The sequence below is a fragment of the Myxococcales bacterium genome, assembly GCA_016717005.1.
Classification (GTDB): Bacteria; Myxococcota_A; Polyangia; order Haliangiales; family Haliangiaceae; genus UBA2376.
This window is the reverse complement of sequence record JADJUF010000037.1, coordinates 458,575-475,181: the sequence shown is the minus strand read 5'-3', so window position 1 is coordinate 475,181 and position 16,607 is coordinate 458,575. Positions and strand designations below refer to the sequence as shown.

The window sequence follows — 16,607 nt, the reverse complement described above, 5'->3', positions numbered from 1 at the left end:
GTCGCGGTCGCGGCGGTGGCTGCGCCGGCTCGAGGTGCCCGACGGCGCGGTCGTCGTGCGCGAGGGCGACGGCGACCGGACGATGTACGTGATCCTCGACGGCGTGGCCGAGGCCCGGCGCGGCGACGTGACGCTGGCGCGGCTGCTGCCGGGCCAGCACTTCGGCGAGCTCGGGATGATCGGCGGCGGGCCCCGCGCGGCCAGCGTCGTGGCGGTGACGCCGCTGGTGCTGGGCGTCCTGACCCGCGACGCCTACCGGGAGCTGGCGGCGGCCGACCCGACCGCGGCGCTGTGGCTGCTCGAGGCGGTCGTGTCGGGCCTGGGCGTGCGCCTGACCGAGGTCACCGACTCCGTCGGCGCGCTCCTGACCGAGCGCTCGCTGCCGCGCCGCACGCAGATCCGCGTGCGGATCGGCGACGAGGTCCGCCAGGTGCCGACCGGGGTGACCGTCGGCAGCCTGCTGGCGCGCGCGAACGGCGACGTCGTGGTCGCGGCGCTGATCGATCGTCGGCCGGTGTCGCTGGGCACCCGGATCACGTCGCCGTGCACGGTCGCGCCGCTGACCAGCGCCAGCAACGACGGCGAGCGCATCCTGCGGCGCGGGCTGGGCCTGCTCTTGCTCGAGGCCGCGCGCCGGGTCGATCCGCTGGTCGAGCTGCGCCTGGGCCACTCGCTGGGCGTGGGCCAGCGGGTGCTGGTCGCGGGCCGGATCGCCGACGAGCTGCCGACCCTGGCGGCGGCGCTCGAGCACGAGATGGCGGCGCTGGCCGCGGCCGACGTGCCGATGCGCGAGGAGCTGTGGCACGTCGACGAGGCCCGCGAGCGCTTCGTCGAGGTCGGCTGGGACGACGCCGAGGCGCTGCTCGACGGCTGGTTGCAGCCGATGGTGCCGGTCGCGACCTTCGGCGAGGTCCAGGCGCTGGCGCTCGATCCGCCCGGCCCCGACGCCGGCGCGCTGACCGGCGCGCGGGTGGTCGCCAACGGCAAGGAGCTGGTGCTCATGTACCCGCCGTCGATCGTCCGGCGCTCGCCCGACGACGGCCACGTCGGCGTGGCCCGGGTCGAGTCGGATCACGCGGCGGCGCTGGTCAGCGACCAGGAGCGGTTCCTGGCCAGCCTCGGCGTCACCAGCGTCGGCGCGTTCAACCAGGCCTGCGTCAAGGGCGGCCTCACCGAGCTGATCCGCGTGTCCGAGGGCTACCACGAGAAGCGGCTGTCCGCGATCGCCGACCGGATCGCCGGCCGCGCCGGCACGCGCATCGTCGCGATCGCCGGGCCGTCGTCCTCGGGCAAGACCACGTTCATCAAGCGCCTGCGGGTCCAGCTCCAGGTCGACGGCATCCGTCCGCACGAGCTGTCGCTCGACAACTACTACTGCGATCGCGAGGCCACGCCGCGCGACGAGCACGGCGAGTACGACTACGAGGCGTTCGAGGCGCTGCGCATCGACCTCTTGACCGAGCACCTGCGCCGCCTGGCCGCGGGCGACGAGGTCGCGACCGCGCGCTACGACTTCCGCACCGGCAAGAGCGACCCGACCGGCGGGCGCACGCTGCGGCTGGGGCCGGGCGAGATCGTCCTGCTCGAGGGCATCCACGGGCTCAACCCGCGCCTGCACGCGATGCTGCCGCCGGCCGCGGCGTTCGCGGTGTTCGTGTGCCCGCTGGCGCAGCTGCCGTTCGATCGGCTGTCGCGGGTGCACCCGTCGGACGTGCGCCTGGTGCGCCGGATCGTCCGCGATCGCCACACCCGCAACCTCGACGCCGCGGCCAACATCGGCCGCTGGGACTCGGTCCGGCGCGGCGAGCGCCGCCACATCTTCCCCTACCAGCACACCGCCGACGTGGTCTTCGACACCAGCCTCATCTATGAGCTGTCGGTGCTGAAGATCTACGCTCAGCGCTACCTGCTCGAGGTCCCGCACGATCACCCGTCGTACACGACCGCGTTCCGGCTGCTGCGCCTGCTCGACCGGTTCGTGCCGATCTACTCGGACCACGTGCCGCCGACCTCGATCCTGCGGGAGTTCATCGGCGGCGGCGGCTTCGAGTACTGACCGACACCGGCGGGCGCGCCGGCCTGAACGGGCGCGTGCGCCATCGCCGCCGTCGTCACGGTGTTCGACCGAACGATCTCGACGCCGCGCCGCCCCGCCCGCGCCGGCGCCGAGGTCGCGGTGGCCTTCACCGTCGTCATGGGGTTCAGGCGAACGAGGCCCCGCGCCGCAGGACCACGAGCGCCTCGTCGTCGCGTCGCGGCCGCGCGCGCAATTCTCGCGCCTGGGGCCGCCGCCCGCCGCAGCCCTTGCGTCGCGGCGGGGCGCACCGGGGCCCACACCGCGCGCGGGCTGGCACAGGGCTCGCACCATGCGGGGCGATGGCTGACCCGGCCGCGACCGTCACTCCCGCCACTCCCGTCTTCAAGACCTTCGACGCCAACGAGGCGGTCGCGCACGTCGCGTATCGGCTGAGCGAGGTGATCGCGATCTATCCGATCACGCCGGCGTCGGCGATGGGCGAGTACGCCGACGCGTGGTCGGCCGATCGCCGGCCCAACCTGTGGGGCCAGGTGCCCGACGTGATGGAGATGCAGTCCGAGGGCGGCGCCGCCGGCGCGGTCCACGGCGCGCTGCAGACCGGCGCGCTGACGACGACGTTCACCGCGTCCCAGGGCCTGCTCTTGATGCTGCCGGATCTGTACAAGATCGCCGGCGAGCTGACCGCGTTCTGCATGCACGTCGCGGCCCGGGCGCTCGCGACCCACGCGCTGTCGATCTTCGGCGATCACTCGGACGTGATGGCGGCGCGCTCGACCGGCATGGCGCTCCTGTGCTCGGGCTCGGTCCAGGAGGCCCAGGACCTCGCCGCGATCGCCCACGCGACCACGCTCGCGGCGCGCGTGCCGATCCTGCACTTCTTCGACGGGTTCCGGACCTCGCATGAGGTCGCCAAGGTCGAGCCGCTGGGCGACGACGTGCTGCGCGCGCTGATCGATCCCGAGGCGATCTCCGCGCACCGGGCCCGCGCGCTCGATCCCGACCACCCGGTCGTCCGCGGCACCTCGCAGAACCCCGACGTCTACTTCCAGTCGCGCGAGGCGGTCGAGCCGTTCTACGCCCGGCTGCCGACGATCCTCGACCGGACGATGGCGCGCTTCGCCGAGCTGACCGGTCGGCGCTACCGGCTGTTCGACTACGTCGGCGACCCGGCGGCCGAGCGGGTGGTGGTGGCGATGGGCTCGGGCGCCGAGTGCCTGCACGAGACCGTCGAGCACCTGGTCGCGCGCGGCGAGAAGGTCGGCGTGCTCAAGGTCCGGCTGTTCCGGCCGTGCTCGATCGAGCACCTGCTGGCGGCGCTGCCGACCACCGCGCGCGCGCTCACCGTGCTCGATCGCACCAAGGAGCCGGGCGCCAGCGGCGATCCGCTGCTGCAGGAGCTGACCTCGGCGCTGGTCGAGGCGGTGGCCGAGGGCCGGTTCCCGGCGCTGCCGCGGCTGGCCGGCGGCCGCTACGGGCTGGCGTCGAAGGAGTTCACGCCGGCGATGGCCCGGGCGATCTTCGACGACATGGCCGGCGCGGGGCCGCGGCGGCGCTTCACGATCGGCATCCGTGACGACGTCTCGGGCTCGTCGATGGCGTACGACGCGGCGTTCGATCTCGAGCCCGACGACGTGACCCGGGCGCTGTTCTTCGGGCTCGGCGCCGACGGCACGGTCTCGGCCAACAAGGCGACGATCAAGATCATCGGCGAGGAGACGCCGCGGTTCGCGCAGGGCTACTTCGAGTACGACTCGCGCAAGTCGGGCTCGACGACGATCTCGCACCTGCGCTTCGGGCCGCGGCCGATCCGGTCGAGCTACCTGGTGCGGCGGGCGCAGTTCGTCGCGATCCACGACCCCGAGGCGCTCGAGCGCCGCGACGTGCTCGCGGCGGCGATGCCGGGCGCGACCGTGCTGCTCAACACCTCGGCGACGCCGGCGCGGGTCTGGGACGCGCTGCCACGCGAGGTCCAGGCCCGGCTGATCGAGCAGCGGTGCCGGCTGTTCGTGATCGACGGCGGCGGCGTGGCCGAGCGCGCCGGCCTGGGCGGCCGCATCAACACCGTCATGCAGGTGTGCTTCTTCCAGCTGGCCAAGGTGCTGCCGATGGACGAGGCGATGGCGCACATCCGCCACTCGCTCGAGGCCACCTACGGCCGGCGCGGCCCCGAGGTCGTGCGCCGCAACCTGGTCGCGCTCGACGCGGCCCTGGCCGAGCTGGTCGAGGTGCCGGTGCCGACCGCGGTCACGACCACGCGGGCGCGGCCGCCGGCGGTGCCGCCCCACGCGCCGGCGCTGGTGCAGCGGGTGACGCGGCTGTTGCTCGAGGGCCGCGGCGACGAGCTGCCGGTCAGCGCGTTCCCGCCCGACGGCACCTGGCCGACCGGCACCAGCAAGTTCGAGAAGCGCGCGATCGCGCACGAGATCCCGATCTGGCAGCCCGACGTGTGCGTGCAGTGCAACTTCTGCGTGATGAGCTGCCCGCACGCGGCGATCCAGGCCAAGATCTTCGACGCGCACGAGCTCGCGCACGCGCCGCCGGAGTTCCGCTCGGAGCCGGTCAGCTTCGACCCGACGCTCGCGCACCTGCGCTACACCGTGCAGGTCGCGCCCGAGGACTGCACCGGCTGCGGCCTGTGCGTCGAGGTCTGCCCGGCCAAGGATCGGCTCAAGCCGCGGCGCAAGGCGCTGGTCAACGAGCCGCTCGCGCCCAACCGCGCGCGCGAGAAGGAGGCGTTCGCGTTCTTCGAGGGCATCACCTCGGCGCCGCTCGACGGGCTCGCGATCGGCAAGCGCACCGCGGTGCTGCGGCAGCCGCTGTTCGAGTTCTCGGGCGCGTGCGCGGGCTGCGGCGAGACGCCGTACATCCGGCTCTTGACGCAGCTGTTCGGCGACCACCTCGTGATCGCCAACGCGACCGGCTGCTCGTCGATCTACGGCGGCAACCTGCCGACGACGCCGTACACGACCGACGCCACGGCCGCGGGCCGGCGTGGTCCAACTCGCTGTTCGAGGACAACGCCGAGTTCGGCCTGGGCATGCGCCTGGGCATCGACGCGCGGCGCACCCGGGCCGAGGCGCTCTTGACCGCGCTGGCGCCGCGGCTGCCGGCGGCGCTGGTCGACGGGCTGCGCGCGCCCGGCGACGGCGAGACCTGGTACGCGGCGCAGCGGGCCCGGGTCGAGTCGCTGATCGCGCACCTGGCCGGCGACGCGTCGGCCGAGGCCCGGGCGCTGGCGACGGTGGCGCCGGCGCTGGTGCCGCGCAGCCTGTGGATCATCGGCGGCGACGGCTGGGCCTACGACATCGGCTACGGCGGCCTCGATCACGTGCTCGCGTCGCACCGCAAGGTCAACGTGCTCGTGCTCGACACCGAGGTCTACTCGAACACCGGCGGCCAGGCGTCGAAGGCGACGCCGCTGGGCGCCGCGGCCAAGTTCGCGACCGCCGGCAAGGACACGCGCAAGAAGGACCTGGGCCTGCTGGCGATGAGCTACGGCCACGTCTACGTCGCGACGATCGCGATGCAGGCCAAGAGCGCGCAGACCGTCGAGGTGCTGCTCGAGGCCGAGCGCCACCCCGGCCCGTCGCTCGTGATCGCCCACAGCCCGTGCATCGCCCACGGCTACGATCTGGTGCACGCGCCGACCCAGCAGAAGCGCGCGGTCGACAGCGGCATGTGGCCGCTGTACCGCTACGATCCGGCGCGGGTGGCCCGCGGCGAGGCGCCGCTGGTGCTCGACTCGGGCGCGCCCAAGCTCGACGTCGCGGCGTACATGCAGCACGAGGCGCGGTTCCGCATGGTCGAGCTGCGGTCGCCCGAGCACTACGCCGTGCTCCTCGACGCGGCCCGGACCGCGGTCCGCCAGCGCTACGCGTTCTACGAGCAGCTCGCGCGCATCCACCTGCCCCAAGAGAAGCACCATGGCTGATCTATCCACCTCCTGGCTCGGGCTCGACCTGAGCTGTCCGCTCGTGGTGTCCGCGAGCCCGCTGTCGAGGGACGCCGACGCGATCGCCGCGGCGGTCGCGGCCGGGGCCGGCGCGGTCGTCATGTACTCGCTGTTCGAGGAGCAGCTCGTCAGCGAGCAGCTCGCGGCCAACCGGTTCTTCGACGCGCGGCTCGACGCCGACGCCGAGGCCCGGACGTTCATGCCCGACGTCGACGTGTTCTCCCTCGACGCCGAGCCCTACGTCCGCCAGCTCGAGCGCCTGCGGGCGCGGGTGGCGGTGCCGATCGTGGCGTCGCTCAACGGCACCACGCCCGGCGGGTGGACCAGCTACGCGCGCCAGCTCGAGGCGGCCGGCGCCAGCGCGCTCGAGCTCAACCTGTACGAGGTCGCGACCTCGGCCGACGAGACCGGGGCCGCGCTCGAGGCGCGCCAGCTCGAGGTGGTCGCGGCGGTCGTGGCCACGGTCGCGATCCCGGTGACGGTCAAGCTGTCGCCGTTCTACTCGTCGCTGCCGGCGTTCGTGCGCCGGCTGGCCCAGGCCGGCGCGCGCGGCGTGACCGTGTTCAACCGCTTCTACCAGCCCGACCTCGACCTCGAGGAGCTCGACGTCGATCGCCGGCTGGTGGCGTCGACCTCGAGCGAGCTGCCGCTGCGCCTGCACGCGCTGGCGGTGCTGGCGCCGACCACGCCGCTGGCGCTGGGCTGCACCGGCGGGGTCCACAGCGGCACCGACGCGGCCAAGGCGATCCTGTGCGGCGCCCACGTGCTCCAGCTGGCGTCGGCGCTGCTGGTCAACGGCCCGGCCTACGTCGGGGTGATCCGCGACGAGCTCTTGGCGTGGCTCGACGGCAAGGGCTACCGCTCGAGCGCCGAGGCCCGGGGCGTGATGGACGCGCGGTCGTCGCCCGACCCGCACGCGTGGGCGCGCCTGAACTACGCGCGCATGCTCGACAGCTGGCGCGAGCGCCCGCGCAGCGCGTGAGCGCGACGGTGGCGAGGGCGCCCTGGCGTGGGCGCACCCGCGGCGCGGCGAGCCCGCGCAGCGCCTGATCCGGCCGGCGTCGGCGCACGCGCAGCGCGTGATCAGGCCGCGGGGCCTCGAGGGCGCCCTGGCGTGGGCGCACCCGCGGCGCGGCGCGCACGCGCGCAGCGCCTGATCCGGCCGGCGTCGGCCACGCGCGCAGCGGCTGATCAGGCCGCGGCCGGCGTCGGCCACTCGCGCGCGAGCATGCTCATGCGCAGCATGTCGTGCCAGCCGCCGTCGTGGAAGTACTCCTCGCGCAGGACGCCCTCCTCGACGAAGCCCAGCCGCGCGTAGGTGCGACGGCTGCGCTCGTTGGTGCGGAAGATCATGAGCCAGACCTTGTGCAGGCCCAGCGGGCCGAACGCGTGGTCGAGCGTGGCCCGGATCGCGGCCGAGCCGAAGCCGCGGCCCATGTCGCCCTGGGCGGCGATGATGCAGGCGAGCCGGCCGACCTTCGAGCGGTCGTGGATCTGGTGGACGCCGCACTGGCCGAGGTAGCGGCCGGTGGCGGCCTCCTCGATCGACCAGACCCGGTCGCTGGCCGAGGCCAGGGTGCGGCGGATGTAGGCCAGCTCCTGGTCGCGGGTGAACGCGTGGCCGGAGAACGCCGCGATGTTGCCGACGATGGCCGGATCGTTGACCCAGGTCAGGATGTCGTCGACGTCGGACTCGGCCAAAACGCGGAGGCGGACCAGGCTCATGCGACAACGGTAGCGCGCCGGGCGCCGACGCTGTATACGTCGGCCCGCATGACCCCAGCTGTTGGCGCCGATATCGAATCCCTGTGCAGCAAGTGCGGTGACGTCTGGCACGTCATCGTGGCCAAGGTCGGGGAGCAGATCGTGCGGGTCATCTGCAAGGAGTGTGGCGGTCAGCACCGCTACAAGAACCCCAAGCTGCCGCCCGGCACCAAGACCCGCGCCGCGTCGACGCCGCGGTCGCCGCGCTCGACCCGCCCGGTGAAGGTGGTCGCGCGGTTCGAGACCCCGGCGGTGGCCGCCGACCTCAACAAGCCGCCGCGCGCGTACGCCGCCAGCGAGCGGTTCGCGATCGGCGAGCGGGTCGAGCACCCGACCTTCGGCCAGGGCGTCGTCGAGGCGCTCGAGCTGGGCAAGATGACCGTCTTCTTCGCGGTCGGGCGCAAGGTCCTGGCCTGCGGCAAGGGCGAGGCGGGCGCGGCCGGTGGCCTGACCCGGCCCAAGCCGTTCGAGCACCGGCCCGCGGGCGCGCCGCCTGACGCGGCCCCGGTGGCCGTGGCCAGCGACGACGACGTCGGCTGAGCGTTCCGGCGGCCTGACGCCAGTTCGCGGGGCTGTCCCTCGGCGCAGCCCCGAATGATCCTGGGGCGAGCCCAGTCGCCAGGGCGCGGCCCGACGGCATTGCCACGCGACCCGGCCCCCGGCCCGCGCGATGCGGTACCACCGGGGCCATGACCCTCTGGACCCGCGGCCTCGTGTTCGCGCTCGTGGCCACCGTCGGCGCGTGCGGGTCGAGCCCGGCGCCGGCGCCATCGCCGCCGGCCGCGAGCCCCGCGCCGCCGCCATCACCGCCGGCCGCGCGCCCCGCGCCGCCACCATCACCGCCGGCCGCGCGCCCGGCGCCCGCCGCCACCGAGCGCGCCGACTGCGAGCGCGTGCTGGCCCACACCTGGCAGCTGATCGGCGGCGATCCGGACAGCGACAAGCTGCGCGGCGCGCGTCACGAGCGCGAGCTCGCGGAGTGCATGGCCCACATCACCCCGGCCGCGCGCGCCTGCGTGCTGGCCGCGCGCACCGACGACGAGCTGGCGCCGTGCGAGGCGCTGGCCCGGTAGCGTTCGGGGAGGGCGCCCTCGATCGCGTCACCGACACGTCAGCGCCCGAGGTGAGCTCGAGCATCACGCCGGGTCTGCGCGGCGAGACGGAGGACGCGGACGCTACGACGGGGACCGCCGCGGCAGCGCCCACGCGAGGTGCGGCCCGCCGCGCGCGCTGAGCGGACGGAGCGCGCGCGCTTGCGCCGTCAGCCGGAGTTGCTATTGAAGTCGTCGTGCGGCGGCGGCGGGTTCCACAGGTGGTGGGCGATCGCCTCTTGCTCGATCCACAGGCCGGTGGCGTGGATCGCGCGGAGGAGATCGTGGCACGGCGCGTCCGGAGGATCGGCGGCGACCAGGCGCGCGAGCCGGTCGCGCTCGTCGGGGTCGAGGGGGCGGCCGGCGGTGGCGGCGAAGCGTGCGTGGGTGGCGGCGTCCATGTGCCACGGCGCGATGGGCGCGTGGGCGCGGGCGGCGAGGCTGCGCAGGATGAGCACGCCGCTGCGATCGAGGTCGCACGCGGCGCGGATCGGCGCGCCGGTGGCGGCGCACAGCCGCACCAGCGTGACCACCGCCCAGGTGGCCTGGCCGCGCGCGCACACGACCAGCTCGCGGCGCGGGTCGGCGCGATCGAGGTAGTCGAGGAACGGCGCCTGGTTCTCGAAGATCGTGATCTGGGCGAAGGGCGCGTCGACGAGCCGGGCGGTCCGGAGCTGGGCGAGCGACAGCGGCGTCGGGACGCCGAGCACGGCGTGGTCGGCGACGTGGCGGAACGTGAGCTCACCGACGGCGTAGGTGAGCGGGCCGAACACGTGGACAAGGACGCTGGTCAGGTCGCGCACCAGGCCCCGGGCCTCGAGCGCGAGCGCGGCCGCGGCCAGGGCCGACCGAGGCTGGCGCGCGGCGACCTCGGCCTGGACGACCGGGTCGAAGCGGAGCAGGGCGTCGCCGACGGCGCGGGCCAGCTCGGTGCCGGGGCCCAGGGCCTTGCTGTCGCCGAGCGCGCGGGCCGCGAAGCTGGCGACGCGCAGCGGCTCGGTGACGGTGGCGAGGGCGTCGAGCGCGCGGGTGACCTGGGCGATCTGGTGGAGCGCGTGGGCCGGGCCGCGGTCGCGGGCCAGGGTGTGGAGCCCCGCGAGATCGTCGGTGACCGCGGCGAGGTACGCGGTCGCGGTCGGCGCGGCCGCGGGCACGCGCGCCAGGCCAGCCTGCAGCTCGGCGTCGAGGCGCCGGCGCTCGTCGGCGGGGTCGCGCGGGGCGCGGTCGAGGGCGGCGTAGAGCAGCGCGGCCAGGTCGTGGGCGGGGACGCGGGCGAGCTCGAGGCGGGCGCGCCCGTCGGGCAGCGCGGCGACCGCGCGCGGCGAGAAGATCGACCGCAGCGCGACCAGGCCGGGCGCGTCGACGGCCACGGTGATCCGCTGGGGCATGCGGCCGGTCGCCTCGGCGCGGTCGAGGACCGCCGCGAGGGCGCGGCGCGCGGCCGGCGCGTCGGCGACCGCGGCGCGCAGGTCGCCGAGGGTGCTCTGGTCGACGCCCGCCCCGCTCACGGTGTCGAGCGTAGCAGCGCGGCGGCCCTGACGCTCGACCTGGACGCGGCGGCCCGGCTGGTCGCGACGACGCCGGGCGCGCAGGCGGCGGCGTTCGCGGACGGGCTGGCGCCGGCGCTGGCGCTGGGGCTGCGCGGTCGGGTCGCCGCCGTGGTCACCGCCGAGCGCGCGCCGTTCTACCTGACGATCCTCTACGCGTTGCTGCTCGACCGGCGCGCCCACGAGCTCGAGCCGCTGCACGAGGACGTGCTGGCGCGGGTCGTGGGTCCGGCCGGGCGCCACGGCGCGTACGACCCGGTCGGGTTCGCGCACGACGTCGAGCAGCTGATCGCGTGGGGCGCGATCGACCGCATCACCGAGGCCCACAAGCTCCGCAGCTACAAGGACAACCGGCGCGAGCGGTTCCGCTACCGGCTGACCGACGACGCGGTCGCGCTGCTCGAGTGGCTCGAGGCCCGGCTGGTGGCCCGGCTGCACGCGCGGGTCGGCGACTCGCGCGATCGCCTGACCGACCTCCTCGGGCAGGTGCGCGAGCTGGGCCGGGTGCTCGACCGCGGGCGCGGCGACGACGGCGACGACGGCGGCGACGGCGACGACGAGCTGGCGCGCCGGGCCATGCACCTGGTCGAGCTCATCGGCGACACGATCGATCAGGTCGGCGCCGAGCTGGTCGGCCTGCGCGCCGAGATGCTGGGGTTCGCGGCGCGGCCCTACGACCTCGACGGGCTGCGCGCGATCCTCGCCTGGCTCGAGCGCTACCTGCGGGTGTACGTCGCGCGGGTCGAGGAGCTGCGGGCGGAGCTGGCGGCGCGCCTGACCGAGCTGGCGGCGCCGCGCTACCGCGTCGCGCTGGCGGGGTGCCTGCAGGCGGTCGCGCGCGATCGCGACCTGACGCCGCGCGGGCTCGGGGCGACCGCGATCGCGGACCCGAGCGAGCGCCTGGCCGCCCACACCGCGTTCTTCGTCGCCGGCGGGCCGCTCGCGCGGATGACCGCGCTGGTCGACAGCGCGGCGCGCGACGTGCTCGCCAAGATGCAGCGCCACGTGCGCGAGCTCGAGCGGCGCAGCACCCGGCTGGCCGATCTTCGGCACGCGCTCGCCGCGGTCGCGGCCGGGCCCGCGCGCGACCCGCGACGCGCGGTGTGGTTCGAGCAGCTGGTGGCGTCGGCGCAGGTGCGCGTCGACCTGCGGCCGGCGACCGCGGCCCACCGGCTGGCCCCGCCGCCGCCGCGGGGCGCGCCGCGGGCGATGGGTGCCGACGCGCCCGCGCCGCTGGCGCGCAAGCAGCGGTCGCTCGAGGCGGTGCGCGAGCTGGCGGCGCGGCGGCAGGCCCTGCTGCGGGCCTGGCTGGCGCGGGCGCTGGCCGGCCACGCGCGGGTGGCGCTGGCCGACCTCGCCGGCAGCGCGCTCGCCGCCGCGGGCGGCGCGGCCCGGTGGATCGAGGTCGCGCGGGCGGCGCACCTCGGCGGGGGCCGCGGGCTGCGCGCGGCCGGGGCGCGGCTGCGCCTGGTCGACGGCGAGGTGACGATCGTAGACGGACCGGCGCGGCTGGACGCGCCGGCGGCGTGGCTCGAGGAGGAGGAGGGACCGTGACGTACTTCGACAAGCTCAACCGGCCGCGGGTGCAGGCCCTGGTGAACATCCTGGCCGAGGCGCCGTTCTTCTACCGGACCGACGACCCCGAGGCGTTCGCGTACCTGCGGCGCCACCGGGCCGAGTTCACGCAGTTCTACGACGAGGTGTTCGGCTGGGAGCTCCTGGTCGATGCGACCACCGCGCGCGTCTACAAGGGCCGCTGGCACAACCCGGCGCTGCGGCCGAGCCAGCGCGACGCGTTCGACCCGAGCCGTCGCCTCGACTGCGTCGGCTTCCTGCTGGTGCTGGAGTTCTATGAGCGCGTGCTCGAGGCCAACAACCGCGCCCCGACCGACGAGCCGGCGCCGCGGTTCGCGTTCGGCGAGCTGTTCGAGTTCGCGCGCGATCGCCTGGCGACGCTCGGCGGCGCCGGGCTCGACGACGACGGCGTTCGGCGGATGCTGCGCCAGCTGATGCCGATGCTCGAGCGCTACCGGTTCGTCCGCGAGGTGCCGCGCGAGCGCGACCAGGTCGTCACCGACGAGCGGGTCCTGTACGAGGCGCTGCCGGGCCTGTACCACTACGACGCGCGCAAGCTGGCGCCCGACGTGATCGCGCGCGCGCTGGCGCCGGCGCTGGCCGACGACGGCGACGGCGCGCTCGGGGCGGCGCCCGACGTGATCGCCCGCGCGCTGGCCGACGACGGCGACGACGACGGCGACGGCGCGCTCGAGGTGGCGCCCGACGTGATCGCCCGCGCGCTGCCCGACGACGGCGACGGCGCGCTCGAGGTGGCGCCCGACGTGATCGCCCGCGCGCTGCCCGACGACCGCGACGACGACGGCGACGGCGCGCTCGAGGTGGTGCCGTGACCTACCAGCTGCGGCGGGTGCGGCTGGTCAACCTGCACAACTTCGTCGACGAGACCGTCGAGGTGCGGGCCGGCGGCCACCTGTTCCTCCTGGGCGACAACGGCTCGGGCAAGACCACGGTCCTCGACGCCGTCCACGACGTCCTCGCCGGCGGCGAGCTCGAGTGGAACGCGGCCGCGCGGGTGGGCGGGCGGCGCGACGAGGGCCGCAGCCTGCAAGGCGTGGTGCTGCGGTTCGACGCCGAGCGCGGCGTGCGGCGGGCCGGCGGCGCCATCGCCTACGCGGCGCTCGAGCTGTGCGACCCGGCGACCGGGCGCGTGCTGACGATCGGGCTCGGGACCGAGGCCACGACGCTGGAGGCGCGGACCTCGCGCTGGGGCTTCGTGACCGCGCGCCCGCTGGCGGAGGTGGCGCTGCTCGACGCCGACGACCGCCCGTGCGATCGCGAGGGCCTGCGGCGGCAGCTCGGGGCGGCCGCGGTGTTCGCGCCGCTGGCGGCCTTCCGCCGCGAGCTGGCGGGCCGGCTGTTCGGGTCGGCCGCGGCCTACCAGGACGCGGTGCGGTTCTGGTCGATGGCCAAGGCGTACCGCGAGATCGTCGCGACCGCGCGCGACTTCGGCGCGCTGTTCGAGCGCCTGCTGCCGGCGCCGGACGGCGAGGTGTTCGACGAGGTGCTGCGCGCGCTGGCGGCGATCGACGACCTCGAGGCGGCGCTGCGCGACCTCGGCGATCAGGCGGCGTACGTCGGCGGGCTGGTCGGGCTGGCCGACGAGGTCGGCGCCGCGCGCGAGGCCGGCGCGCGCTATCGGTGGCTGGCGGGGCAGCGCGACCTGGACGCGGTGGCGGCGGCCGAGGCGGCGGCCCGCGCGGAGGCGGCGACCGGTGCGGCGCGGGCGGCGCTGCTCGACGGCGAGGTCGGCGTGGCGCGGTCGGCGCGCGATCGGGCGGTCGAGGCGGTGCGCCGCGCCGAGGCCGCGGACGACGCGGCGGCGGCGGTCGCGATCCGGTCGGTCGAGGCGCGCCGGCGCGAGGTCGAGGCCGATCGCGTCGCCCGGGGCGCGGAGGCGGCGGCGCTCGAGCGCGAGGCCCGCGGCTGTGACGTGGCGCGGGCCGAGGTGTGGGCGACGCTCGAGGGCCAGGCGCGGGCGCTGGCGGCGCGCGTAGCCGCCGCCCCGCCGGGCGAGGTGCCGGGCGACGACGCGCCGCTGCGGGCGCTGGCGACCGCGCTCCTCGAGCTCGCGCCCGGCGCGCGCCCGGCGACCACGGGGGCCGCCGCGTGGATCGGCCAGGCGGCGGAGGGCGCGCGCGGGCGCCAGGTCGACGCCGAGGTCCGCGCCCGGGAGGCCGCCGCGATCCACGGGGCCGCCGCGCGTGCGGTCGTGACGCTGCGCGCCGGCGTCGACGCGGAGGTCCGCGCGCGCGCGGTCGAGGACGCGCTGGCGGCGCTGGCCGCGGTCGGGGTGCGCGCGCGCCCGCTGTACGAGCTGCTCGAGCCGCGGCCGGGCGCGGCGAGCCGGCAGGTGGCGGGCCTCGAGCGGCTGCTCGGCGTCGACGTGCTCGAGGCGCTGGTGGTCGATGGCGACGACGACGCTCGGGCGCGCGCCGCGGCGGCGCTGACGGCGGTCGGCTCGTCCGTGCGGATCGTGGTCGCGACCTCGACGGTCGCGCTGCCGCCCTGGTGCGCGGCGCTGTTCGCGGAGGAGCTGGCGGGCGGGCCGGCCGGGCGGGCGCTCGCGACCGCGCTGGCGCAGCCCGCGGACCTCGGCGTCGTGCGGGCGCCCGAGCAGCAGGGCACGCTGCGCGGCCTGGTCGCGGTGGTCGCGGCCGACGAGCCGCGCCGGCTCGGCGTCGAGGCGCGCCGGCGTGCGCGCGCGCGCGCGCTGGCCGAGGCCGAGGCGGCGCTGGCGACGGCTCAGCGGGAGCTGGACGATGCGTCGGGCCGGGCCGCGGCGTCGCGGCGCCAGCTCGGGCAGCTCGAGGAGGTCGCCGGGGCGATCGCCGAGGTGGCGGCGGGCGCGCTGGCGCGGGCGTGGAGCGAGCACGATCGCCTGGTCGATCGACGGGGGCTGCTCGGCCGCGCGCTGCGCGAGGCGATCGGGCGGCGCGAGGTCGCGGCCGCGCGGGTGGCGGTGGTCGACGACGAGCTCGGCGCGCTGCGGGCCCGGCTCGATGGCGCCGACGCGGCCGAGATCGAGCGGCGCCTGGCGCGGCTGCGCGGCCAGCGGGACCGCGCCGACGCCCAGGTGATCGACGCCGAGCAGGCGCTGGCGGCGGCGCGGGCCCAGGTGATCGACGCCGAGCGCCGCGCCGCGAGCCACCAGGCCGCGGCGCACCTCGGGGCCGCGGCCCTGGACGACGCCCTGGCCGAGCTGCGCGTGGCGCTGGCGGCGATCGGCAACCCGGTCGCCACAGCCGACGCGGCGACGGTGGCGAGCTACGTGCGCGTCACCCAGCGCGGCGACAGCTTCCGCACCACCGACGCGATCCGCCAGCGCGCGGCCGACGCCGACCGCGCGGCCGAGGCCGCCGCCGCCGAGCTCGAGCGCGACGGCGCCCGCGGCGTGCGGTGCCTGGCGCATGCGTCGACCTTCGGGTTCGGCTACGATCGCGCGCGCAACCAGGTGGTCGATCGCCGGGACCAGCCCGCGGTCGGGGTGCTGGCCGAGCTGACCCGGACCATCGACGAGCAGCGCTCGGTGATCAACGAGCGCACGCGGGAGCTGATGGACCGGCTGGTCATGGGCACGCTGGCGCGGCAGCTCCAGGATCAGGTGCACCGGCTCGAGGAGACCGTGCGGGGCATCAACCGGGTGCTGGCCGAGCTGCGGTTCGGGCCGAGCCGCTACCAGTTCAAGGTCGCGCCGCGGCCCGAGCGCCGCGAGCTGGTCGAGCTGGTGCGCCGGCTGTCGATCCTCGACGACGCCAGCCGCCGCGAGTTCCGGGCGTGGATCGACCTGCACCTCGACGAGCTGCGCGCCGGCGACCCGCGCGCCGACGTCGACGCCGCGCCGCGGCTGCTCGACTACCGCCGCTGGTTCGAGTACCGCCTGCACGTCCAGGCGACGACCGAGGGCGGCGTCGAGCTGACCCAGCGCCTGCGGCAGGTCGGCTCGGGCGGCGAGCAGGGCGTGCCCAACTACCTGCTCGTGCTGGCGCTGGCCAAGCTCATGTTCGACGCCGCCGACGCGCGGGTCCGGCCGCTCCTGTTCGACGAGGCGTTCTACGGCATCGACGCCGGTCGCCGCGACCAGCTGCTGCGCCTGGCCACCGATCTGGGGCTGCAGCTCCTGGTCGCGTCGCCGGATCAAGACGGCGTGACCCCGGCGGTCCACGCGGCCACGACGCTGTTCGTGGTCAAGGACGCCGACGGCGATGTCCACCTCGCGCCGTACTACTACTGGAACGCGGCGCGCGCCCCCCAGGTGGCGCTGTTCGCCGGCGGCGGCGATCCGCCCGAGGACGCGGTGTGCGCGCTCGCGGCGCCGGCCGAGGTGCCGCTCGCGCCCGTGGACGACCTCCCGCCCGCGTGACGAGGGCCGCGGCGTCGGGACGGCCCGCGGCGGTCCTCGACGAGGGACCGCGGGTGGGGCGGGCGCGGCCGTCAGCCGTTCGGAACCGTCGGCGCTCGTGACCGCCGAAATGTTGTCAAAGTTGACACCGTCCCCTCTTCATCTTCACCTGGCGTGACGAGGCCGCGGCGTCGGGACGGCCCGCGGCGGTCCTCGACGAGGGACCGCGGGTGGTGCGGCCGCGGCCGCCAGCCGTTCGGAACCGTCGGCGCTCGTGACCGCCGAAATGTTGTCAAAG

General features: G+C 76.1%; 9 protein-coding genes and 1 pseudogene. 8 read left to right on the top strand and 2 right to left on the bottom strand.

Annotation, left to right across the window (positions count from 1 at the left end; translation table 11 throughout):
* Positions 1-34 precede the first annotated feature (34 nt).
* The 3 genes and pseudogenes from IPL61_25625 to IPL61_25615 all read left to right on the top strand — a co-directional run bounded on the left by IPL61_25625 (position 35) and on the right by IPL61_25615 (position 6,972).
* A complete protein-coding gene (locus IPL61_25625) occupies positions 35-2,056 on the top strand; it encodes a cyclic nucleotide-binding domain-containing protein (GenBank protein ID MBK9034607.1) in 2,022 nt (673 codons plus the stop codon).
* A gap of 320 nt (positions 2,057-2,376) precedes the next feature.
* A pseudogene (gene nifJ, locus IPL61_25620) lies at positions 2,377-5,969 on the top strand (pyruvate:ferredoxin (flavodoxin) oxidoreductase).
* A complete protein-coding gene (locus IPL61_25615) occupies positions 5,962-6,972 on the top strand; it encodes a dihydroorotate dehydrogenase-like protein (protein MBK9034606.1) in 1,011 nt (336 codons plus the stop codon). Before nifJ ends, IPL61_25615 begins: the two are co-directional and overlap by 8 nt.
* A 209-nt stretch (positions 6,973-7,181) precedes the next feature.
* On the opposite strand, the gene IPL61_25610 is transcribed toward IPL61_25615, so the two are convergent.
* The gene (locus tag IPL61_25610; GenBank protein MBK9034605.1) at positions 7,182-7,715 is read right to left on the bottom strand and encodes a GNAT family N-acetyltransferase; all 534 of its coding nucleotides are present in this window, start codon (positions 7,713-7,715) and stop codon (positions 7,182-7,184) included.
* A gap of 48 nt (positions 7,716-7,763) precedes the next feature.
* Here IPL61_25610 and IPL61_25605 point away from each other — a divergent pair, with 48 nt between their 5' ends.
* On the top strand, positions 7,764-8,294 hold the full coding sequence (locus IPL61_25605) for a hypothetical protein (protein MBK9034604.1): 531 nt from the start codon (positions 7,764-7,766) through the stop codon (positions 8,292-8,294).
* Positions 8,295-8,443: 149 nt separating this feature from the next.
* Positions 8,444-8,827 (top strand): hypothetical protein, encoded by a 384-nt coding sequence (locus IPL61_25600; protein ID MBK9034603.1) that lies wholly within the window; start codon positions 8,444-8,446, stop codon positions 8,825-8,827.
* A 188-nt stretch (positions 8,828-9,015) separates the two neighbouring features.
* Here the strand turns inward: IPL61_25600 and IPL61_25595 are convergent, their stop codons facing one another.
* A complete protein-coding gene (locus IPL61_25595) occupies positions 9,016-10,353 on the bottom strand; it encodes a DUF2399 domain-containing protein (GenBank protein ID MBK9034602.1) in 1,338 nt (445 codons plus the stop codon).
* 150 nt (positions 10,354-10,503) lie between these two features.
* On the opposite strand from IPL61_25595, the gene IPL61_25590 reads away from it, so the two are divergent.
* The 3 genes from IPL61_25590 to IPL61_25580 are packed head-to-tail and all read left to right on the top strand — an operon-like array spanning position 10,504 to position 16,330.
* Entirely contained in the window at positions 10,504-11,946 is a 1,443-nt protein-coding gene (locus IPL61_25590) for a DUF2397 family protein (protein MBK9034601.1), read from the top strand.
* The gene (locus IPL61_25585; protein MBK9034600.1) at positions 11,943-12,800 is read left to right on the top strand and encodes a DUF2398 family protein; all 858 of its coding nucleotides are present in this window, start codon (positions 11,943-11,945) and stop codon (positions 12,798-12,800) included. Before IPL61_25590 ends, IPL61_25585 begins: the two co-directional genes overlap by 4 nt.
* On the top strand, positions 12,797-16,330 hold the full coding sequence (locus IPL61_25580; protein MBK9034599.1) for a hypothetical protein: 3,534 nt from the start codon (positions 12,797-12,799) through the stop codon (positions 16,328-16,330). The genes IPL61_25585 and IPL61_25580 overlap by 4 nt, the downstream gene beginning before the upstream one ends.
* Positions 16,331-16,607: the final 277 nt, after the last annotated feature.